Origin of the sequence: Bariatricus sp. HCP28S3_D3 (assembly GCF_052065755.1) — a bacterium.
Classification (GTDB): Bacteria; Bacillota; Clostridia; order Lachnospirales; family Lachnospiraceae; genus Allocoprococcus.
In genome coordinates this window covers 12,253-31,418 of sequence record NZ_JBQHTK010000004.1, presented here as the reverse complement: position 1 = coordinate 31,418, position 19,166 = coordinate 12,253, and the positions used below count along the sequence as shown (strand labels likewise).

At 43.2% G+C, this 19,166-nt stretch carries 22 protein-coding genes, 1 tRNA gene, 1 other RNA gene, 1 pseudogene and 1 other annotated feature; of the genes and pseudogenes, 2 read left to right on the top strand and 23 right to left on the bottom strand.

The genetic code is table 11. From position 1 onward, the window contains the following. Position 1: 1 nt before the first annotated feature. From pheS to thrC, 6 genes are all read right to left on the bottom strand, one after another. On the bottom strand, positions 2-1,021 hold the full coding sequence (gene pheS / locus ACTNB3_RS04755) for a phenylalanine--tRNA ligase subunit alpha (RefSeq protein ID WP_427808562.1): 1,020 nt from the start codon (positions 1,019-1,021) through the stop codon (positions 2-4). 78 nt (positions 1,022-1,099) lie between these two features. Next, positions 1,100-1,318 (bottom strand) — a binding site (T-box leader). A 39-nt stretch (positions 1,319-1,357) separates the two neighbouring features. Beyond that, a complete protein-coding gene (locus tag ACTNB3_RS04750; protein WP_427820197.1) occupies positions 1,358-2,191 on the bottom strand; it encodes a YihY/virulence factor BrkB family protein in 834 nt (277 codons plus the stop codon). Positions 2,192-2,258: 67 nt separating this feature from the next. Continuing rightward, positions 2,259-2,438, bottom strand: a non-coding RNA gene (ssrS, locus tag ACTNB3_RS04745) — 6S RNA. A gap of 72 nt (positions 2,439-2,510) precedes the next feature. Further along, complete coding sequence (moaC, locus tag ACTNB3_RS04740; protein ID WP_427808566.1) at positions 2,511-3,023, bottom strand: cyclic pyranopterin monophosphate synthase MoaC; 513 nt, start codon at positions 3,021-3,023, stop codon at positions 2,511-2,513. Between the two features lie 13 nt (positions 3,024-3,036). Further along, positions 3,037-3,390, bottom strand: coding sequence for a hypothetical protein (locus tag ACTNB3_RS04735; RefSeq protein ID WP_427808568.1), 354 nt, complete (start codon positions 3,388-3,390; stop codon positions 3,037-3,039). Positions 3,391-3,412: 22 nt separating this feature from the next. Next, positions 3,413-4,903 carry a threonine synthase gene (gene thrC, locus ACTNB3_RS04730; RefSeq protein WP_441024645.1) on the bottom strand — a complete coding sequence of 497 codons (1,491 nt, stop codon included), beginning with the start codon at positions 4,901-4,903 and terminating at the stop codon, positions 3,413-3,415. Positions 4,904-5,118: 215 nt separating this feature from the next. On the opposite strand from thrC, the gene ACTNB3_RS04725 reads away from it, so the two are divergent. Next, the gene (locus tag ACTNB3_RS04725; protein WP_441024643.1) at positions 5,119-5,631 is read left to right on the top strand and encodes a DUF6512 family protein; all 513 of its coding nucleotides are present in this window, start codon (positions 5,119-5,121) and stop codon (positions 5,629-5,631) included. A 114-nt stretch (positions 5,632-5,745) separates the two neighbouring features. Then, complete coding sequence (locus tag ACTNB3_RS04720) at positions 5,746-6,099, top strand: sporulation initiation factor Spo0A C-terminal domain-containing protein (protein WP_427808574.1); 354 nt, start codon at positions 5,746-5,748, stop codon at positions 6,097-6,099. Between the two features lie 33 nt (positions 6,100-6,132). Here ACTNB3_RS04720 and ACTNB3_RS04715 read toward each other — a convergent pair whose 3' ends face one another. The 17 genes and pseudogenes from ACTNB3_RS04715 to ACTNB3_RS04635 all read right to left on the bottom strand — a co-directional run bounded on the left by ACTNB3_RS04715 (position 6,133) and on the right by ACTNB3_RS04635 (position 19,027). Further along, positions 6,133-8,205 (bottom strand): ABC transporter permease, encoded by a 2,073-nt coding sequence (locus tag ACTNB3_RS04715; RefSeq protein WP_441024642.1) that lies wholly within the window; start codon positions 8,203-8,205, stop codon positions 6,133-6,135. Beyond that, entirely contained in the window at positions 8,195-8,962 is a 768-nt protein-coding gene (locus tag ACTNB3_RS04710) for an ABC transporter ATP-binding protein (protein ID WP_427808578.1), read from the bottom strand. The genes ACTNB3_RS04715 and ACTNB3_RS04710 overlap by 11 nt, the downstream gene beginning before the upstream one ends. A 101-nt stretch (positions 8,963-9,063) precedes the next feature. Next, positions 9,064-10,077 (bottom strand): ATP-binding protein, encoded by a 1,014-nt coding sequence (locus ACTNB3_RS04705; protein ID WP_427808580.1) that lies wholly within the window; start codon positions 10,075-10,077, stop codon positions 9,064-9,066. A gap of 31 nt (positions 10,078-10,108) precedes the next feature. Continuing rightward, positions 10,109-10,780: a response regulator transcription factor gene (locus tag ACTNB3_RS04700; RefSeq protein WP_427808582.1), complete on the bottom strand. Its 672-nt coding sequence runs from the start codon at positions 10,778-10,780 to the stop codon at positions 10,109-10,111. A 4-nt stretch (positions 10,781-10,784) separates the two neighbouring features. Beyond that, positions 10,785-11,549: a hypothetical protein gene (locus ACTNB3_RS04695; protein ID WP_427820200.1), complete on the bottom strand. Its 765-nt coding sequence runs from the start codon at positions 11,547-11,549 to the stop codon at positions 10,785-10,787. 250 nt (positions 11,550-11,799) lie between these two features. Continuing rightward, positions 11,800-11,870: transfer RNA gene (locus tag ACTNB3_RS04690), tRNA-Gly, on the bottom strand. A 160-nt stretch (positions 11,871-12,030) separates the two neighbouring features. After that, positions 12,031-12,198 carry a hypothetical protein gene (locus tag ACTNB3_RS04685; protein ID WP_427808586.1) on the bottom strand — a complete coding sequence of 56 codons (168 nt, stop codon included), beginning with the start codon at positions 12,196-12,198 and terminating at the stop codon, positions 12,031-12,033. Positions 12,199-12,236: 38 nt separating this feature from the next. Then, positions 12,237-13,073, bottom strand: a complete 837-nt coding sequence (locus tag ACTNB3_RS04680; RefSeq protein ID WP_441024641.1) for a tocopherol cyclase family protein — start codon at positions 13,071-13,073, stop codon at positions 12,237-12,239. Between the two features lie 325 nt (positions 13,074-13,398). After that, positions 13,399-13,827: a hypothetical protein gene (locus ACTNB3_RS04675; protein ID WP_441024639.1), complete on the bottom strand. Its 429-nt coding sequence runs from the start codon at positions 13,825-13,827 to the stop codon at positions 13,399-13,401. Between the two features lie 72 nt (positions 13,828-13,899). Continuing rightward, positions 13,900-14,181 (bottom strand): hypothetical protein, encoded by a 282-nt coding sequence (locus ACTNB3_RS04670; protein ID WP_291818008.1) that lies wholly within the window; start codon positions 14,179-14,181, stop codon positions 13,900-13,902. 630 nt (positions 14,182-14,811) lie between these two features. Continuing rightward, entirely contained in the window at positions 14,812-15,048 is a 237-nt protein-coding gene (locus ACTNB3_RS04665) for a hypothetical protein (protein ID WP_291818010.1), read from the bottom strand. 156 nt (positions 15,049-15,204) lie between these two features. Then, on the bottom strand, positions 15,205-16,578 hold the full coding sequence (locus ACTNB3_RS04660) for an AfsR/SARP family transcriptional regulator (protein ID WP_291818011.1): 1,374 nt from the start codon (positions 16,576-16,578) through the stop codon (positions 15,205-15,207). 143 nt (positions 16,579-16,721) lie between these two features. Continuing rightward, positions 16,722-17,117, bottom strand: a complete 396-nt coding sequence (locus tag ACTNB3_RS04655; RefSeq protein ID WP_291818013.1) for a helix-turn-helix domain-containing protein — start codon at positions 17,115-17,117, stop codon at positions 16,722-16,724. Positions 17,118-17,460: 343 nt separating this feature from the next. Then, a pseudogene (locus ACTNB3_RS04650) lies at positions 17,461-18,006 on the bottom strand (group II intron maturase-specific domain-containing protein); the annotation flags it as partial. Further along, positions 17,985-18,293, bottom strand: coding sequence for a hypothetical protein (locus ACTNB3_RS04645; RefSeq protein ID WP_441016827.1), 309 nt, complete (start codon positions 18,291-18,293; stop codon positions 17,985-17,987). The pseudogene ACTNB3_RS04650 and the gene ACTNB3_RS04645, both read right to left, overlap by 22 nt. A 1-nt stretch (position 18,294) precedes the next feature. Further along, positions 18,295-18,744: a hypothetical protein gene (locus tag ACTNB3_RS04640; RefSeq protein WP_441016830.1), complete on the bottom strand. Its 450-nt coding sequence runs from the start codon at positions 18,742-18,744 to the stop codon at positions 18,295-18,297. An 88-nt stretch (positions 18,745-18,832) separates the two neighbouring features. Next, entirely contained in the window at positions 18,833-19,027 is a 195-nt protein-coding gene (locus tag ACTNB3_RS04635) for a hypothetical protein (RefSeq protein WP_441016833.1), read from the bottom strand. Between the last annotated feature and the right edge of the window lie 139 nt (positions 19,028-19,166).

The window sequence follows — 19,166 nt, the reverse complement described above, 5'->3', positions numbered from 1 at the left end:
GCTAAAATTGTCTCAAAAATCTAATATCATTTTCATACAGCAGCCGCATATCATCGATTTCGTATTTCAGCAGTGCGATACGTTCGAGACCTACGCCGAATGCGAAGCCGGTGTATTCTTCGGGGTCAATGCCGCACATTTCGAGGACATGTGGGTGTACCATTCCGCATCCGAGGATTTCGATCCAACCGGAGCCTTTGCAGAAACGGCATCCTTTGCCGCCGCATTTGAAGCAGGAAACGTCTACTTCGGCGCTTGGTTCGGTGAATGGGAAGTGGTGCGGGCGGAACTTAGTCTTGGTTTCGGGTCCGAAAAGTTCTTTTGCGAATACTTCCAATGTCCCTTTCAGGTCAGCGAAGGAAATGTTCTTATCAATGACAAGTCCTTCGATCTGATGGAAGGATGGTGAATGGGTTGCATCTACTTCGTCGGAACGGAAAACGCGTCCCGGGGAAATCATACGGATCGGAAGTTTGCCCTGTTCCATTACACGTGCCTGAACCGGGGAGGTCTGGGTACGCAGTACGATTTCTTTATTGATATAGAAGGTATCTTGTTCGTCTTTTGCCGGATGATCTGCCGGAATGTTTAATTTTTCGAAATTGTATTCGTCATATTCGATCTCCGGTCCTTCGATCACTTCGTATCCCATTCCGATAAAGATACGTTCTACTTCTTCTAAGGCGATCGTATTCGGATGGCGATGTCCTACCATATTCTTTTTGGAAGGAAGTGTGACATCGATTACTTCCTGTTTTAATTTTTCTTCACGGATCGCAGCATCCATCTTCTTCTTGGTTTCTTCAAGGAGCTCTTCGATTGCTGCTCGGGTCTCATTGACAAGCTGTCCTACCTTCGGACGCTCCTCCGGTGCTACATCCTTCATTCCTTTTAAAACTGCGGTGAGTTCTCCCTTTTTTCCAAGAAATCTCACACGTACATCATTCAGTTTTTCCGGTACATCAGAAGCCTGAATCTGTCTGATCGCCTCTTGTTTGATGCTCTCAAGTCTTTCTTTCATAATTTCCTCCTTTTGACAACTAAATAAAGGTCAGCCGGACCTTTTTGACATTTGCATGGCAAAAAAAACTCGTCCCCTGATAGGGACGAGAAACTCGCGGTACCACCCTGTTTCCTGCTCAAATGAACAGGCACTCGGACTGCGTAACGTGCAGGGACGTCGTTCTCTACTGATACTTTCAAAAACGCAGCTCGCGTGGGAAATTCGATTCCTGTCTGAACCCGAGGGAACTTACAGCCGGAGATCCCCTCTCTCTGTTGGAAAACAGTGCTCTACTTACACGGTCTAAGCCTTTTCAACATATACCTAATTATTGTAACATATGTTTTTTTTATGTCAAGCTGTTTCCCCACTCTTTTTCTTATTTTCCTGCCATATACAATTAAGCAAGCCACCAAGAAGTATCGCATACATGCAGAAATACAGCCACAGCATAACAAGAATGATTGCCGTCATACTTCCGTATAATCCGCTGAACCCCTGGAATATAGTCAGGTACATCGAAAAGATGAACGAAATCACCTGCCATCCCACTGCGGTAAAGACTGCACCGGGAATCTGTTCTCTAACCCGGACCTTGTGGTTCGGAAGAAACCGATAGATCATAAGAGAAAATCCCAGCAGGATTGCAAACGTTATAAATGTACGCATCTCAAGAATCGACTCCGTTGTCTCTTTCATAAATGGAAACCGGGTATTGATAAACAGGCTTATGCTATTTCCAAACACAGACAGTACCAGTCCAAGTACGATCGCAATAATAAACAATATGGTATAAAAAGATGCCCGGATCCTCATAAACACATAATTTCTTGTTTCTCGAATCTCATAACTATAGTTCAATCCGTTGCTCATCGCAAGTACGCCTTTTCCTGCCGACCAGAGTGCAACAACTGCAGTGACCGGAATAACAGTCCGTGATTGATTATAAACCTGATTCACAATGCCTATAATAAAATCCTGCATATTCTTTTCCGGGAAGACCATTACCATTGCCGTCATTACGTCCGCTTTCGTAACCGGAGTATACTGTACGATCGTAAGTAGAAGCAGAATGATCGGAATCAGACTTAAAATAAAGAAATAAGCTGACTGAGCTGCATATGCACCGGTATGATTCCTGCCGATTCGATTTGATAGTGCCATTGCCCGTTTTATATATTTTTTCATATAACCACTCCGTTATCACGCACATATTTAAAAGGCAGCCGCCTTAGCAGCTGCCTTTTTCTCTTTTGTTTCCCCCGAAATGCCGTTGACCGTTTTTTGACTCCTAGCCATAGCTAGGTGGGCGACCGCATCTGCTTTTCTGCCTTCCCCTGCGCGATGAGGGCTTGACATATTACAGAGATATAGGAATCCCGTTTAAAGTTTTGTAGGTTCAAAAATACGGATATATCGAACATCCCAGGTTTCTAAAAACAATTATAGCGTATTATTTATTTTTTTTCAACTCTAATACTGTAAATCTATCTTTTCCTTTTATTTTTTATATGACATCTTCGTTTCCGTCAGGTTTATCCTCTCTTGGTGAAACGAACAGCCCGCTCTTACCACCGCTTTTACGACATAGATAGATTTCCCCGATTTCCATCGATTTATCCACAGCTTTACACATGTCATAAATTGTCAGCAGGGCAACGCTTACTCCGGTCAAGGCCTCCATTTCCACACCGGTCTTTCCGACAGTGCGTGCCGTACAGGCTGCAATAATCGAGCAAGTATCCTCATGGAGTTCAAAATCAATTTCCACCTTACTCAGATTAAGAATATGGCAAAGCGGTATCAGATCCGATGTTTTCTTCGTTCCCATGATGCCGGCAACACGGGCAACCTGAAGCACATCCCCTTTCTTCATCTGACCATCCCGCACTTTTTGAAAGCATTCCTTGTTCATCAGAATCCTTCCCCGGGCAGTTGCTTCTCGTAAGGTATCCTTTTTTTCACTCACATCAACCATAATGGCATCACCGTGAGTGTTAAAATGTGTAAATTCCGCCATTTTTATTCTCCTCTTACGAATCCTGGAAATATTTCTTATTCAGACGGGAAATCGTAACTCCAAACCAGATCAGAACGACAAAAGGAAGTATCATAAACACTGCAAGTAAAGCGCCGACTTCCACGACATATGTATTTACAAGCTCAATCACACCATATGCGGTGATGACGGTTCCAAACAGCAGCATCTTCGGAAATACTTCCTTAATATACCCCACCTTGTCACGGCACTTGTCCGGGTCGATTGATTTCGGAAGCAGAATGCTTGTATTAATCAGCCCTTTTACCTTCAATTGAAAGCAGGCATAGAAAACATAGATTCCGCAAGCCAGCCCGATTACTCCGAAAACCACATTGATATCACTCATCGTTCTTCGTCACTCCTTTTAATTAAACTACACCGAGTACAGCTTTTACGGATGCTTCCATCTGATCGATATCACATTCCGTAGTGTGACGAATCTCTGCATTTCTTATTTCTTCAATCGCATTCGGTATATCCATCTGTGAAACTTTATGAAGTTCATCGATCAGTTCAAATTCCTCCATGGCATCATAGGACGCGTCAATTGCAGTCATAACACTTCTTGCAAATTTATAAGGACTTGCCGTAGAAGCAATCACCGTCTTTGCCGTATCTCCGGTATTCTTTCTGTATTCATTGTATACGGATGCAGCAACTGCTGTATGGGTATCAATCACATACCCCGTATCCGTGTAAAGATCATGAATCGTCTGTTTTACCTGTTCTTCAGTAGCATACCCTGCCTCAAAATCCGCCAGATTCTTTTTCATCTCTTCCGTAATCGCATACACTCCTTTTGATTTGAGGTCGTTCATCAGCTCCTGATCCTTCTTTGCGTCTCCACCCGCGATCTGGTAAATCAGGCGCTCCAGATTGCTTGAAATCAGAATATCCATGGACGGTGAAGTCGTCAGAATAAACTCTCTGTTTTTATCATAAGTACCGGTTTGGAAGAAATCATAGAGTACTTTATTCTCATTCGATGCACAGATCAGTTTCGCAATCGGAAGTCCCATATTCTTCGCATAATATGCAGCAAGAATATTTCCGAAATTACCGGTCGGTACGACAACATTGATTTCTTCACCTTCCTCAATTTCTCCATTCTGCAGCAGTTTACCATATGCGTACACATAATAAACGATCTGCGGCACCAGACGTCCGATATTGATCGAATTAGCGGAAGAAAACTGATATCCCGCCTGATCCAGCTCTTTCGCCAGCTTTTTGTTCTCAAACATCGCTTTCACACCGCTTTGCGCATTATCAAAATTTCCATGGATCGCAATGACAGATGTATTGTCACCTTTCTGTGTGACCATCTGAAGCTCCTGAACCTTGCTCACGCCATTCTTCGGATAGAACACGATGATCTTCGTTCCTTCCACATTCGCGAAACCGGCCAGCGCTGCCTTCCCTGTATCTCCGGAAGTAGCAGTCAGAATCACGATCTCATTTTTCACCTGATTCTTCTTTGCAGAAGTTGTAAGAAGATGCGGAAGAATGGAGAGTGCCATATCTTTAAACGCAATCGTTGCCCCATGATACAATTCCAGGAAATACGCGTCATGTGCCTTTGCAAGCGGCGCAATATCCTCTGTATCGAATTTACTGTCATATGCTTTTGTAATACAGTTCCTAAGCTCTTCCTCTGTAAAATCGGTCAGGAACTCTTTCATGACTGCATATGCTGTTTCCTGATAGTTCATATTCTTAAGTTCCCCAAGGCTCACCGGAAGTTTTGGAATCGAAACCGGGACGAATAATCCTCCGTCTTCTGCAAGCCCTTTCAGGATTGCCTGGGAAGCTGTTACTGTCTTTTCAGAATTTCTGGTGCTCTTATAAAGTAGATTCATGATTCTTCACCCTTCTTATGTTTTCTTTATTATCGCACAATTATATCATACCAAAACCATTTTAGCAAATTCAAATTCATCTTTTACAAACATTTGTCTTTTCTGTACACACACTCTATAATCGACATCTTATCGGACGACATCATTTTCGTGTATTATTTTTCATTTTTCTCATATAATATTTGCAAATATCAAAGAAGCCTTGGGGGACTATTATGAACAGACATCTTTACCACTACACCATTGCCGGGATTCTTTTTACGGCGATTGCCGGAACACTCCTTCATTTTGCATATGAATACAGTATGGAAAATCCACTCGTTGCTATGTTTGCTCCGGTAAATGAATCCACATGGGAACATATGAAGCTTGTGTTTTTTCCTTCTTTTCTCTATATGATTGCAGGATGGCCATTCTTCATGCGCTCCTATCCTTCCTATTTTCAGGCATATATGACCGGCCTCTTTACCGGTACAATATCCATGGTCATCATTTTCTATACCTACACGGGAATCTGGGGGAACCATTGTCTGATTCTGGATATCCTTACTTTCCTTGCCAGCGTGATCATTACCTTCTCTCTGAGCTATCAGCTTGTCATTCAAAACTGTCATCTGCTTCCTCTGCCCTTATTGATCTTTCTGGTCGTTCTTTTCATGATCTGTTTCTTTAGTTTCACCTTTTCTCCCCCTGAAATTGCAATTTTCGACACGTTTCGTGCCAAATAAGAAAAAATATTTATCGAAATTTATCTATTTTTATCGAAAATTGTATTTTGTAATAATTTTAAAGTATTGTATAAATAGTTCATTTAGTCGGGAGGTGCACGGAGGAGGAATTTTATGGAAACAGCTTTACTACTGTTAAGAAAAATTGGAATGCGCTCCAGCTATGCCGGTTTTAACTATCTTGCATGTGCAGTAGCTCTTGTTTTCGAGCACCAGGAATATCTGAGAAAAGTTACCAAGAACCTTTATGTTATGGTCGGTAAAGAATATGGCGTTTCCAATGTCTGTGTAGAAGCAGCTATCCGCACTTTAATCACCAGTTACTGGAACCAGAATGAAGATAAAATACTGGCACCCATTCTGGGATATCCTCTGTTTGAAAAACCAACTTCCAGTGAATTCATCTCCATATTAGCCGACTTTCTACGTGACCATCCCGATTTCGGTGAGCAGGCAAAAACATATTAACAACAGAAAGGCAGAGACCCGCTCTGCCTTTCCTTATGCTTCTCTTATAATGTTTTTGCTCTCCATATAGGTTGCAAGGAAATATCCCCCATAAACCAGGATCAGAAATACTGCAGTTGCAATAACCGACGGGAGCATTTCCCTCGTTTCCACCTGAACAGCTACAATCTTTAACGCAAACTGGATCCCGAATATGGAATGAACGACTGCCAGGATCAAAGGTGCCATAAAGAAAATACCGATCTGCCGAAACAGCGTCTGATGAATCATCTTTTCATCCATTCCGATTTTTCTCAGAATCGTATAACGGTGGCGATTATCGGAGTTCTCTGTAAGTTCCTTGAGTGCCAGTATCGCAGAGCTTGCGATCAGGAAAATGATCCCCAGATAAATAGCGATAAAACTGATGATGGTCGATAGCCCTTTGCTGGATTCGATGATCGAAATTTTGGATACCCCGTCCAGCCGGATCTGTTTCTCTTCCAGATTTTCCATAAGCTCATGATCCCCGTCGCCGTAATTTGTGAACATCGCTTCGGTCTGATATTTCTCTTCTTTTGTATCCGCATTGTAATCTGCCATGAGATAATATCTTTCCTTCATATCTTCACTGAGGGGACAGCTGTCCGGTACAACCATCAGGCCGGTATTAGTATGACTAGTGGAGATCACAAGATAGCCTTCCTGGCATTCCGGATATCTGGAATGATATACCTTTCCGCCAATCGCAACTTCACTGCCGTTTTTCAGCGCCATGTCTCTCAGATTCTTCATATTATCAAAATCACACAGCACGAGATATTCATCTTCCGCCAGTTCATATTCCCTGTTGCCATAGAGCCGTGCGATCTTGTTATAATCGGACAATTTTATGATTTCCTCCGCCGTGTCATACATAAGCATCGGATAGTTCTCTTTTGCACTTTCTATCACGCTCTGAAGTGAAGTCTCCCATGTCCACTCCGTCGACGTGTAAGTAGCAACTTCCGTCACATCCTTCAGTACCTTCATATCCAGCCCGTTTTCCTTCAGTGTGTCACTGATCGGTTTTTGGGAATCCTCGATCTGTAGCTGTGTGTAATCTCCATTGTCCGGAAGATTCGCTGTTTTATACAGATTAAGGTCTACCGGTGTCATCTCCTCCAGATCCTGCGTCAAAACCCGGTTCAGCGAAAGCGCAGTTGAGAGGACCGTAATCGTCATAAACAGCAAAAGACAGATGATCGTCATGCTGACGACCGTCGTATTGATCCGGTTGTGAATCTGCCTCAGCACGAAAATATTCGAATCCTTCAGATACAGCCCTTTTCTCATCTGTACCACCTTCAGGGCAAGTCCCGATACCGACCAGAAAATCAGGAAGGTCGATACGATTCCCATGAGAATCGGAATAACCAGCTGATTCATAAGATCCAGCTGTGTAAGTCCGCCCGTCACCATATAATATGCAGTTCCCAGTGTGACAGCCGCCGCCAGAAACACCAGCACACAGATCACCGGATTCTTCATCCGAACCTTTTCGTTCTTCTTCTCCGCACTGATCAGATCGATCAGTTTGTATCGAGAAATGATAACGATATTCAAAACCATCGAAGCCGCATACATCACGCCAAAATATGCACAAGTCTTCCAGCAGGCCGCCTCGGAAAATACAAACTGATATTCACTCATATCCGCCTGGAACAGTTTCGCAACCAGAATTGACATCAGCTGAGATCCGAACACGCCGATCACCAGCCCCACCACAAGCGAGATCAGACCGATCAGAAACGTTTCCCCGAGAAGGATCCCCGAAATCTGCCTTTTCCCCATTCCAAGCGTCATGTAAAGTCCGAATTCCCGTTTTCTTCTCTTAATCAGGAAATTATTGGCATACACGATCAGAAATCCCAGGATTACCGCCACAAATACAGACACATAATTGATCATCCCCACCATCAGTTTCACGATCTGGCGCGTTGAGCTGTTGACCACAAGCATGGCCTCCTGGCTGTCCAGTGAATTGAACATATAGAAGATCGCCACGCCCAGGATCAGGGTCAGAAAATAAATGGTATAATCTTTGATACTCTTCCGGATGTTTTTTACCGACATCTTAAATAACATCGTTCAATTCACCTCCCAGAAGCGTGACAACCTCAATGATCTTTTCAAAAAACTCTTTACGTCCTCCTGTTCCTTTCATGATCTCATTGAAAATCCTGCCGTCCTTGATAAAAAGGATCCGATCCGCATAACTTGCAGTAAATGCATCATGCGTGACCATCAGGATTGTCGCATCCATCGAGCGGTTCAAAAGCTCCATATTTTCCAGAAGCTGTCTCGCCGCCTTGGAGTCCAGCGCGCCGGTCGGCTCATCCGCCAGGATCAGCTGCGGATTTGTGACGATCGCTCTCGCCGCCGCGATCCGTTGTTTCTGTCCACCGGACACCTGATAGGGATATTTCTTCAGGATATCCGTGATTCCAAGCTGCATGGCTATCTGATTCACCCGTTCTTCGATCTCCACAGGTTTCACTCTCTGAATCGTTAGCGCCAGCGCAATATTCTCATAAGCCGTGAGCGTGTCGAGAAGATTAAAATCCTGGAAAATAAATCCCAGCTCTTCTCTGCGGAATTTGTTCAGTCCATTTCCCTTTAAACGGGTGATATCCATCCCATTGATGAAAATGTGCCCTGCCGTCACCCTGTCGATCGTGGAAATGCAGTTAAGCAGCGTCGTCTTTCCGCTTCCGCTGGCTCCCATGATCCCCACAAATTCACCCTTATCCACCGAAAAACTGATCTGATCAATGGCCTTTGTAAGATTGGATTTATTTCCATAATATTTTTCGATTTCCTTTACTTCTAATATGTGTTTCATATGATGTGTTCCTCCTTTTCGTAACTCCATCATAAGCTTTTTCTCTCTTACCAGCCATCGATACAGCTTACGAAAACCTTACGAAATCGTAAGCTTTCTTCTTATTCGGTCAATGAAAAGCTGCTCTTCGGGAAAATCAGTTTCACCAGACATCCGTTTCCTTCTTCCGATGTAAGCGTAATTCCAAGCCCCAGCTTATCGCAAAGTTTCTTGCAAAGATACAGTCCTATTCCGGTCGATTTCTTTCGGCTCCGCCCGTTGCTCCCGGTAAATCCTTTTTCAAATACTCTTCCGATCTCCTCCGGTCGGATTCCAATGCCGTTATCCCAAATGCCGAGAATGGTCTGCTCTTTTCGCTCTTCTGCCGAGAAGCGTATCACAGCACCTTCCTCTTTCCGGTATTTCATACTGTTTGAAATGATCTGATTCAGGATAAACTGACACCATTTTGCATCTGTGAACACGGTTTGATCGGAAATATCGATCTCAATCCGGATCTTTTGCCGGATCAGACTCTGCCGATTCTGCTTCACCGCTTCATTTACAATCTGCTTCAGCTTACATTCTGCCACAAAATAGTCTTTATTCGCGTGACTGCTCCTTGCATAATAAAGTGCCTGTTCCACATACTGTTCAATCTCCGTCAGTTCTTCCTCGATACTTCTCGTCACCTCACTGCGGTTGTTCTCGATAATCATCTTCGAAGTCGCGATCGGAAGCTTAATCTCATGGATCCACAGTTCAATATACTCCTTGTACTCTTCCTGGATCTGCTTGTAAACATTCACATTTTCCGCCATCGACTTCCCCACATCCTGCAGGATCTCCCGAAGCTGCTCCTCCTCCACACAGGATGTCTCGGGAAGCATCTCCATGATCAGATATTTTTCCCGAAGTTTCTCCATTTTCTCTGCAGTTTCCAGATAAAATTCCTTTTTGGAACGGAATTCCAGATATGTACCCAACAAAAATAAAAGCAGGATACTCACTCCCAGATACAGTCGTATCACCCAGTGCACCGGATAAATCAGAAGGAAAATCTCTCCGGTTGCCACCGCGAAGATCAAGAGCACAAGCGTCTTCCACCTATCTTTTAAATATCTTCCAAAGCTCATGTTATCGCCGCCTCCCGTTTTCTATATTTTCTTATACGGATAAAAGATATCCCTGCCCTCTCTTTGTCACAATGACATCCTTCATTCCGATTTCTTCCATCTTCTTGCGTATTCTCGTCATATTTACGGTCAGGGTATTGTCATCGATAAATGCCTCATTGTCCCACAGTTCATTCATGATATCTTCTCTGGACACGATACTGCCCTTGGACCGGATCAGACATTTCATGATCTTCAGTTCATTTGCAGTGAGCTCTACTGCCTTCCCATCTTTCTCCACCTGACTCTTCGACAGATTCAGTACAAAACTTCCACAGCTAATCCGATCCTGCATAGCCAGATTTCCGGTTCTTTTCAAGATACCCCTGATCTTCGCAAGAAGGATCTGCGTGTTAAATGGCTTCGTCACATAATGGTCCGCCCCATAATGCAGGGATAAAAGTTCATCCATCTCACTGTTTCGGCTGGTGATCATAATGACCGGAACATCCGACGCCTTCCTGACCTCTTTCAGCAGATACTCCCCGTCAACATTCGGAAGGTTGATATCCAGCAGGATCAGATTCGCATCCGCGCCGAGAATCTCCTCCAGCGTCCGTTCGAAATTCTCCAGTCCAAATGCCTCATACCCATTTCGCTGTAGGAATATCTCCAGCTCATGTCTTAATTTTTCATCATCTTCAACAATCAATATTTTCTGCATAACATCACTCCAATTTTGTCAGATTCAGATTCGCCCCGAACAGCATTTTGATAATCCATACAAAAAACAGAATCACAAGTATCGGGATAATGCAGGAAGTTACCAGCATGATCGCAAGCGATTCCAGGAACTGATTCAACATCTGCTCAGCCTGTTCGGTAATTCCGGACACCCCGTCTTTGATCTTCGAGAAAATCCCCGTTGAGCTTTCCTCTTCTTCCGCACTCTCCTCCAATTCTTCCGCCGTTTCTCTCGCCGAATCAATGGTCTCGTTGATGGAAGACTGGTATGTTGCTTCAATCAGATTTGACACCTTGACACTTGCAGGGATAATCAGAACGATCGCACACGCAAAAGCCAGCAGTTTATTTGCCATCCTCCTGCATGCCCTTCCTTTCACAAAAACGCTGGACGAATACAGCACACACGCGGCGGGAATCAAAACCACGAACGCCGCATATCCCGTAATAGTGACCAGATACTTTTCCAGATAAATCGCACAGAGAACGATGAGGAAATAGCCGCTGAGATCGGCAAGCTTCTCCGCGATCGGCGTCGCTGTATCGCCCGGAATCAGAGTAATCGCCGCCGAAGTTGCCGTTGAAGCCGCAGTGAGCTCCATGACCGTCGTTTTCTTCTCATCCAATGACCGGATCGTATTCGCATGTAACTCCGGGGAAGCTGCATATTTTGCTAACACAAAGATCGAAATGCAGGCGATTAAAAGCGGAATCACGAATTTTAAAATTTTTGTCGTCGTATTTTTCATTTCATTTGTTCCTTTCTGAGATGAATTTGTTCCTTGCCAATTTGATCTTGATAAAGATTTTGTCTTTGAATTTATTCTATAACAGAACTGTAGCCTGTGGCAACCGGTTCTTTGTGAACACTCTTATCTACTCATCCCGCCACCTATAGAGATAGGAGATTTCCTGCTATATCTTGTTAAAGATAATTAAGAATCAGAATAAAAAAACGTAAGGACTTCTTAAAATAGAAGTTCTTACGTCATCATAATAAGCAGATAACGGGAGTCGAACCCGCCTTTCCAGCTTGGGAAGCTGGCGTTCTACCGATGAACAATATCTGCATGCTATTAGTATAGCATTTTGAGGAAAAATTTCAAGCATTCTTTTAAAATGATTAGAAAATAATACATGTTGTCATAAAGCTCATACTTAACACCCTACCACACATCCGAGCCCATCATGAACCATATCGTCCCACTCAAACATTCCTTGCACAGTCCCTCATTTTTCTTTTCTCCTGTCGTAGCATATTATATTGTGAAATGCCATAGATTTGCGTTCATCTTCCGGCTCCTCTTCCTCAGCATTTTCCATATACCGCTTCCAGCAGGCCCGGCATACCATCGTTCCCTCCGGCACATACTCTCCACAACATACACAATAATCCAAACCATTCACCTCCGGTATAAAGTATATGCCGAATAGGATTATGAATATTCATATTCAAAGGATGCCCGTTCCGTCTCGAAAGCAAATACAGATTCCCCCTGAATGTGTAATCGGTAAAATGCACGACAAGATGCGCTTTCATGAATAGTCCGCACCATATTTCCCAGCTCCGGCGCTTTCAAAGGATAACCACCGGTTTCCAGAAGTCTTACTTCCAGCTCCATCCCTTTTTGTACAACCCGAAGTCTGCCATCTGCATTTTCAACCACTCTCGCACCCAGATACGTCGCAAATCGAAATTCTTTTCCACGCCACCAAACAATTCCTATAACACCAGTAAAAGAAATGCTTTTCCCTATGAAAGGAAATCCCAGTACCGAAATTTCCGCCACAGACAGCATCAACGAACCTCCCCGAAAGAAGCAATGGGTCCAGACATATTTCTTCGGAAATGAATAGCCGCGGTCTCCCTCCCAGTACCCCAAGGCATGTTCAAATTCATAGCTCTCACCATTCAGCATGATCCTTCCAAAAACCGAATGCTGCATACTCCAGACACTGTGGCGGCACTCCATAAACGGAACCAAAGAAAACGGCCCCATAATATCATATTTCAGCGGAGTCAAAGCACCATAACTCAGCCTGCCCTCCACAGCCAGTTCCTCAGTATGAATCGAGAGTTCCATACCATAAAGGCTAAAATGATTCCGACCAATATCAATGCACTTATTTTTTCTACTGAATTTCTCAGCGGGAAATGTCTCAATCCATACCTGACTGTCCGTTATAAGCTGAATAGAACACGTAACTTTTCCTCCACACTGGTGTAATGCCGGTATGACCGCTAACGTCTGATTGTCCGACTGACATTTCATATACCAACCATAAAAAGATCCCAGCATACTTCTGTCCGGTCACACCTGCCTGTTCTTCGGCTCCACAGCCTCCGACCTGATGTTATGCGTCTGGTTCTGGTTCTCCGGTTCCTTTTTGTGGGTTATACTGTTGAACTCGTTCAGGTTCTTTTGTCGGTTTTGTCTTTCCTTCTCTTTTTTATTTGTGTTCAAAATAATCACCTCAAAGGATAGTTTGAACATTTTTTTTAGAAATATACAAAAGGGGTGGCTGGGGGACGGGTTCATAGTCACTTAACAGCTACACATCCTTTCTTCCATTAACTTCTCAACAATCTTCTTCTCGTCATAATCGGCAGTATCTTCTATCACATATTCTCTTTATTTCAGGAAGTTCCCTCTCCAGCTGATCAGCTATTGTCTCCGGAGTGAGTCCCCTTTTCATCTTCCTGCATACTTGGCTTACTAAAAGAACCAGTTCACCCTTTCTTTCGCCTTTTTTCTCGCCTTCTAATTCTCCCTCTTCTCTCGCATAAGCCAGTTCTTCCCACTTCTGCATAAGCTTCACTCCTACCTTTTCCGATCCCTTAACTGTTCGGACTCTGTCATGAATCTTCTTTATTTTCTCACTCTTTACCTTTTCGGCTACTTCATCTGTCGTATGATTGATGTATTCCATCAATTCCAGAAATTCTTCTGTAAAGCCTTCCGGATTCTTTCCTTTCGTATTTATGAAAATGCGTCTCGCGCCATCATCCAGCCTCAGTTCCGGCACTTCCACGCACCTCTCTTCAAACGTATAGCGGTACAATTTATACCCGAATAGGTCAAACGGCGATATCAGTATTTAGGTATTCTTCTTCTGCATTTCCATCCGAAAAACATTCCCCGCCTCATCCGTAGCTATTACATCAAGGCGAATGGAGCGTAATTCCGGCGAAATGCGCAGTTCCTTCTCAGTCTCCGATTCTCCGACCAATATGATCTTGCCATTCAGAATAATATCCACAATCAGATTGAAAATATCTAATTCCTCTACGGTCTCATCAAACAAAAACCGGTCTGTCAAATTCATTGCGTCCAGTTTTGTCTTTACCTCTGCCGGTGCAGTAATATTTTGTCCTTGCATATGTTTTCCTCCTTCTGCAATTGTCTTACAGGAAAACATATCACTTCCGGAAATTGTCTCTTCTTCAATATGAGATCCTGCATATTAATTATGGTAGTTTCAAGCAGGATTTTAAGAAAAGAAGTAGACGGAACTGAGTCCATAGACAGCGGTAATACCGCAAAGATAATCCTTTATGAAATTCGCATGCTTTGTTATTATCTTAGCATAGACAATAACTGTTTTCAATTATCATTCTCTAAAAAACACAGGCTTAAATCATGCTGCGCTCATCCGTTGCATACTGTCTCACCCATTTTTCAACGCGGGCAGCACCAAGTGGTTTTGTGAGTTCCGTTCTCCGTTTTCCCGCAGTCCGGACATTGTATCAAATCTTTGCCTGATACAAATATGTATTTGCAAGCTCCACAAGTCAGGTGGCTCATGCGTATCCTTTGCTCCTATTGCAACTCGGAGTGTAGATATTATTTTTGTAATTTCAAATTTTCTGATTTTAGGTTCTGCCTGCAAAGAGCCTGTTTCCCGGAAACAAAAAAGCCGGAGCAGACACAGCAGCACAGAATAAATCCGTAACTACCATATCCGCCCCGGCACACACTCACCGCAGTGGTACTGCTCATCAGCAGATGATTATTGAATCCTTGGGGATAACATACGCTTCGTTGTTATCTCCGCCTGAAACTTTTGTTTGTGACCCTTTGCCCGTTCCCTCGCCTTAGCTACCAGCCTTGGAATATCTGTATAGGGAACATGAACCTCTTTCCCAGCAGATTTCAGAGTCAAAAGAATATCCCCTTCAATCAGCCTTGCCCTACAGATCAGCCGGTTGTCATCTGTGCGAATCTCCAGACTATTTGCATACACCATTGTACATCATCCTCCATTTCTGTTTTTCTTCCGCAGAAAACAGAAACCCCCCGATAAGTATTTTTGTTCCTACGAAAGTAAGTCCAATTATACTTACCAGGGGTGTTATAAGGGGTGATATGACCCGTAACATCCATATAAAAATGACATAAAGAGTTACACAGCCATCAATCTGCCTTCCAGTTCCTGATATTCTTCTGCCAGCAGCCTGATCTTCGCAGACTCCAGATGTTCCTTTGCCATATCTGCGGCACCATATTTTCTCAGCGCAACGATCAGCCAGTAGATGATGGACGGATTATCCGGTTCTACCGAGATGGCCCTGGTTGCGTATTCGTGCATGACACCATAAGCCTGCTTTTCATACAGCAGCTCCATCAGCATTTCGATTGCCGCCAGATACATCAGGTGAAACTTGGAGATATACGCAATCTGCCAATGTTCTGCACTTCCCGTCAGAAACATCTTCCCACGGTACAATTTCACGATTTCTTTCAGCGTATCTATTTTCTCCTGCTTACCCTGCATCTTCTTCGCCATATGATAGCCTTGCTCAAACCTCTCAAAATCGGTTTCGATCTTCAGGTTGGTATTGATCCTGTACCCATTCGGCGTTGTAACAATCAGATCGGTATCGGAGATAAGCCGAAATGCAGACCGGAAGCGATACAGCAATGTGCGGATGTTCCCGGTAGGATTGTCATATTCCTTATCCGGCCAGAGTTGCTCGGAAAGCTCTCTGGCAGACACACCTCTGTTCCGGTTTATCATCAAAAGCAGAAGGACTTTGCAGCACAGCGGGGATTTAAACTCCGCTTCGGTCAGCTTACCTTTGGAAGTATATATCTCCAAACCGCCAAACAGGTTGATGATGACTTCGTTATCCGTCTGTATCATCTTCGGCGCAACGCTCATCTTCATCCGGTCTAACAGCTTCTGTTCATTGACCTCCGAAACCAACGCATACGAAAGTATCTGCAGCAATTCCGGACGGTGGAGATACCGCTTTGGATTGCGTACCATCAGGAAGCCTTTCTCCTTTTTATTGTAAGGCACTGCCAGAAGGGTTTCCGTATTGTGCTGGGAGAAAAGATTATATTCGCCGGGGTTCTCATTCCTGATATTCTCAGCACAATCAATGATGATCGGATGGTTATTTTCCAGCGCATCCATCCATCTTTCATATATCCCTACAACTCCGATTTCGTCAATTTTGGTTGCGCTCATACCGCCGGTTTTCCTGTCAAACCACCAGAACGGCATCCACAGCTTCAGCTTTACATCCACATCCAGCACTCCGCACCAGTCTGCGTCATAAAAATCACAGGCGGCAGCTAATGCACTCAGCCCGATCTCCTTCGGTTCTTTCATTCCATGCAATCTGTGTTCCAGATTTGTCAGGCATTCCAGAAATGCCTTTGCAAATATACTTGCCTCGTCCTCTGTCGCAACCTCCGTATTCTGTTCTTCCTGTACCACGGGGTGGGTCAGTTTTTCAACGGTGTTCTTCCATCTGTTAAATAGCGCCATTTCCGCCAATCCTCCTCGTTTGCTAATCTATATAAAAGACAGAGCCATCAAGTCCCCCTTGACAACTCTGTCTATCTCTTTCCAATCTGATACTTTCATCCTATGGCTGTCGGTATATTTTCCCGGCAATCCATAAATCCATGTTATGTATTGTTCGTCTCCGTAAGCTTCCTGCCCAAATTATCCCGGTAGGAAATCAATCTATCCAAAAAGCTAACGACCATATCCAGCATCTGCGGATCACACTGTGTCAATTTTGGGGCAATCTCTGTATTTATTTTGACTTCGGGGTTCGCATTCGGATTATCCATCACGAAGTAATCCATACTTTTCTCAAGTATAACACTGATCTTGAACAGCAACTCCAGAGAAATCCCGATTTTCCCATTTTCAATATTACAGATATGGGTTGGTGTGCAATCGCAAAGACCAGCCAGGTATTCCTGCGTTTGACGCTTTTCTTTCCTCGCCTTCTTGATCCGCTTTCCGATTAACGCTGTATCTAATGAGCATTGCTCAATTTCAGCCGTAGTCAGCATTGACACCCCACCTCCTATCCATTCCATTTGCATATTCATTATACTGAATTCCCTCTTTCTTTTGAATTATGTGATAACTCATATATTGATGTATGAAATCAGATTTTGTCGAAAAATTTGTGTTCAGACATAATTATTTATGTTTGACATCAGTTATTTGCCAGAGATCAAGAGAGAATCCGGTGGATCTCTGCAGCCGAAAAACCTCGAAGCAGATTGCGTTGCGGATAAAAAAACGCAAATCTGAACCGGGAAATCGAGTAGGAGGAATTTCTCCTAGATGAGAAATTCCGACCTCTCACACCACCGTGCGTACCGTTCGGTACACGGCGGTTCAATCAACTTAACAAGTAACACACCTTTCGGTGTAGTAATCTAACATTGAGATAAGTCCGAATTGCTTTAGTCTTTTCGGGCTTATTGCTCTTTGTATGTCTGTTTTAGAGCACACTCTTGCTATCGCTTTACCATTATAGGCAGTTCTATATGCTGCCCATTTAGGTATACCAAGTTTAACAAGGTTCTTTGCTCTATTCTGTGGAGTTTTCCAGTGTTTCCATATACACATGCGCAGACGATATCTGATGTTTCGGTCAAGTTCAGCGCAGAGCGATTTCATACGACCTATCTCAAAGTAGTTAATCCATCCTCTGATAAGCTGATTAAGTTTATCCACTTTGTAACTGTTGCTAACGCCCCAACTACGGCGGGTGAGTTCTTTCATTCTCTTCTTGAACTTCGCAACTGATTTTGCATGTGGCTTTGCCTTGTATTGCTGTGCGGTTTTGTCGTAGTAGAAGCCAAATCCAAGATATTTGAGTCCTTGTGGTTTATCTACTTTACTTTTGGTTACATTGACCTTGAGACCTAGTTTCTCTTCAATAAATTGATTTTATCGCAACATTGATACATCACTTCCTCTACGCAAAGAAACATATCAAATACAATAATACTCCCTTTCCATTCACCCTCTTTGCCGCGAAGAATCTGAAACACGCGGTCCACTTCCTCCACGGATCGTATTGAATTAACATGCACCCGCTTGTCAATGCGCATATTCCGAATAACTTCTTGTAAAACACTGTGGTTATTCACTGTGTAAAGTATGAATCCCTTATCGATATTTTTTACATATATATGTAGCTTCTCCAGATTCTTCTCCCACTCTTCACCCACATCAAATCTCCCCTTTTTCGCGCAGAAAATCCATTACCGCCGGATGAATTCCACACCATCTCGTCCCATTATACTCAATCACAACACCTCGCAGCAGAAGTCCCATCAATACTTCATCTGTTTCTGTCGGTTTAGGATCCTCATATATTTGTTTGATCTTTTTCAAATCACTTTCTATTCGTATAGCCCTTTCATATTCACTGTTCAGCATAATATAGGCCTTCTGGGCATGTTCAACCGTAATTCTGTTTTTTCTTTGCACCAATGCCTCAAATGCAGACTCACGAATCATCTGAAACAGATCTCTCAGTGCTCCTCCGGATTTCTCGATCATAAATGTCAGTGCATCTTCTTCAATTAGATCTAATTCCATTCTTTTTTTCACGATCTCTACAATCGTATTGATTCCTTCTTGATAGATTTGTTTATCCGGTCCCATGATTTTAATCATACTCAATAGCTGATAATTGTCAAAATCGTATTTTATCAAACTAAATTGTCTGTCATAAAGCAAAAAAATCGGGAAGGTTAATATCATGTTAACCTTTAACGAACAAACATAGAATCTTCATATATGGGTTATTGCTATAGCACAGATTTAATTTGATTTTCTCAATTGCATTTGTTCCTCTCGCCTCATAGGTATCCACATACAATTCATCAAACGTATTCTTTCCTAAAGGAAGAGGATTAAATACATTTATAATATCTTCCAATCTTTTCGCTTTTGCCATAAGAACAACCTCCAGCAATTTGCTACTGCACCTCATCTTAACTCCTTAAGTCATATCACAATCTCCCTGCTTCATCAAGTTAGGAAACCCTATAATCTAAGTATATGAAGCGTTTCTATCCTTTATTCATTGGAAATGA

Bases quoted from the DNA above. Each gene is read 5' to 3' on its own strand.
- ACTNB3_RS04715 (WP_441024642.1), bottom strand. From the start codon at position 8,205: ATGTTATTTAAGATGTCGGTAAAAAACATCCGGAAGAGTATCAAAGAT.
- pheS (WP_427808562.1), bottom strand. From the start codon at position 1,021: ATGAAAGAAAGACTTGAGAGCATCAAACAAGAGGCGATCAGACAGATT.
- ACTNB3_RS04660 (WP_291818011.1), bottom strand. From the start codon at position 16,578: ATGGCGCTATTTAACAGATGGAAGAACACCGTTGAAAAACTGACCCAC.
- ACTNB3_RS04695 (WP_427820200.1), bottom strand. From the start codon at position 11,549: ATGAAAAATACGACGACAAAAATTTTAAAATTCGTGATTCCGCTTTTA.
- ACTNB3_RS04720 (WP_427808574.1), top strand. From the start codon at position 5,746: ATGGAAACAGCTTTACTACTGTTAAGAAAAATTGGAATGCGCTCCAGC.
- ACTNB3_RS04705 (WP_427808580.1), bottom strand. From the start codon at position 10,077: ATGAGCTTTGGAAGATATTTAAAAGATAGGTGGAAGACGCTTGTGCTC.
- ACTNB3_RS04635 (WP_441016833.1), bottom strand. From the start codon at position 19,027: ATGGCAAAAGCGAAAAGATTGGAAGATATTATAAATGTATTTAATCCT.
- ACTNB3_RS04640 (WP_441016830.1), bottom strand. From the start codon at position 18,744: ATGATTAAAATCATGGGACCGGATAAACAAATCTATCAAGAAGGAATC.
- ACTNB3_RS04670 (WP_291818008.1), bottom strand. From the start codon at position 14,181: ATGCAAGGACAAAATATTACTGCACCGGCAGAGGTAAAGACAAAACTG.
- ACTNB3_RS04680 (WP_441024641.1), bottom strand. From the start codon at position 13,073: ATGAAATGTCAGTCGGACAATCAGACGTTAGCGGTCATACCGGCATTA.
- ACTNB3_RS04710 (WP_427808578.1), bottom strand. From the start codon at position 8,962: ATGAAACACATATTAGAAGTAAAGGAAATCGAAAAATATTATGGAAAT.
- ACTNB3_RS04700 (WP_427808582.1), bottom strand. From the start codon at position 10,780: ATGCAGAAAATATTGATTGTTGAAGATGATGAAAAATTAAGACATGAG.
- ACTNB3_RS04655 (WP_291818013.1), bottom strand. From the start codon at position 17,117: ATGCTGACTACGGCTGAAATTGAGCAATGCTCATTAGATACAGCGTTA.
- ACTNB3_RS04725 (WP_441024643.1), top strand. From the start codon at position 5,119: ATGAACAGACATCTTTACCACTACACCATTGCCGGGATTCTTTTTACG.
- ACTNB3_RS04750 (WP_427820197.1), bottom strand. From the start codon at position 2,191: ATGAAAAAATATATAAAACGGGCAATGGCACTATCAAATCGAATCGGC.
- thrC (WP_441024645.1), bottom strand. From the start codon at position 4,903: ATGAATCTACTTTATAAGAGCACCAGAAATTCTGAAAAGACAGTAACA.
- ACTNB3_RS04665 (WP_291818010.1), bottom strand. From the start codon at position 15,048: ATGGTGTATGCAAATAGTCTGGAGATTCGCACAGATGACAACCGGCTG.
- ACTNB3_RS04735 (WP_427808568.1), bottom strand. From the start codon at position 3,390: ATGAGTGATATCAATGTGGTTTTCGGAGTAATCGGGCTGGCTTGCGGA.
- moaC (WP_427808566.1), bottom strand. From the start codon at position 3,023: ATGGCGGAATTTACACATTTTAACACTCACGGTGATGCCATTATGGTT.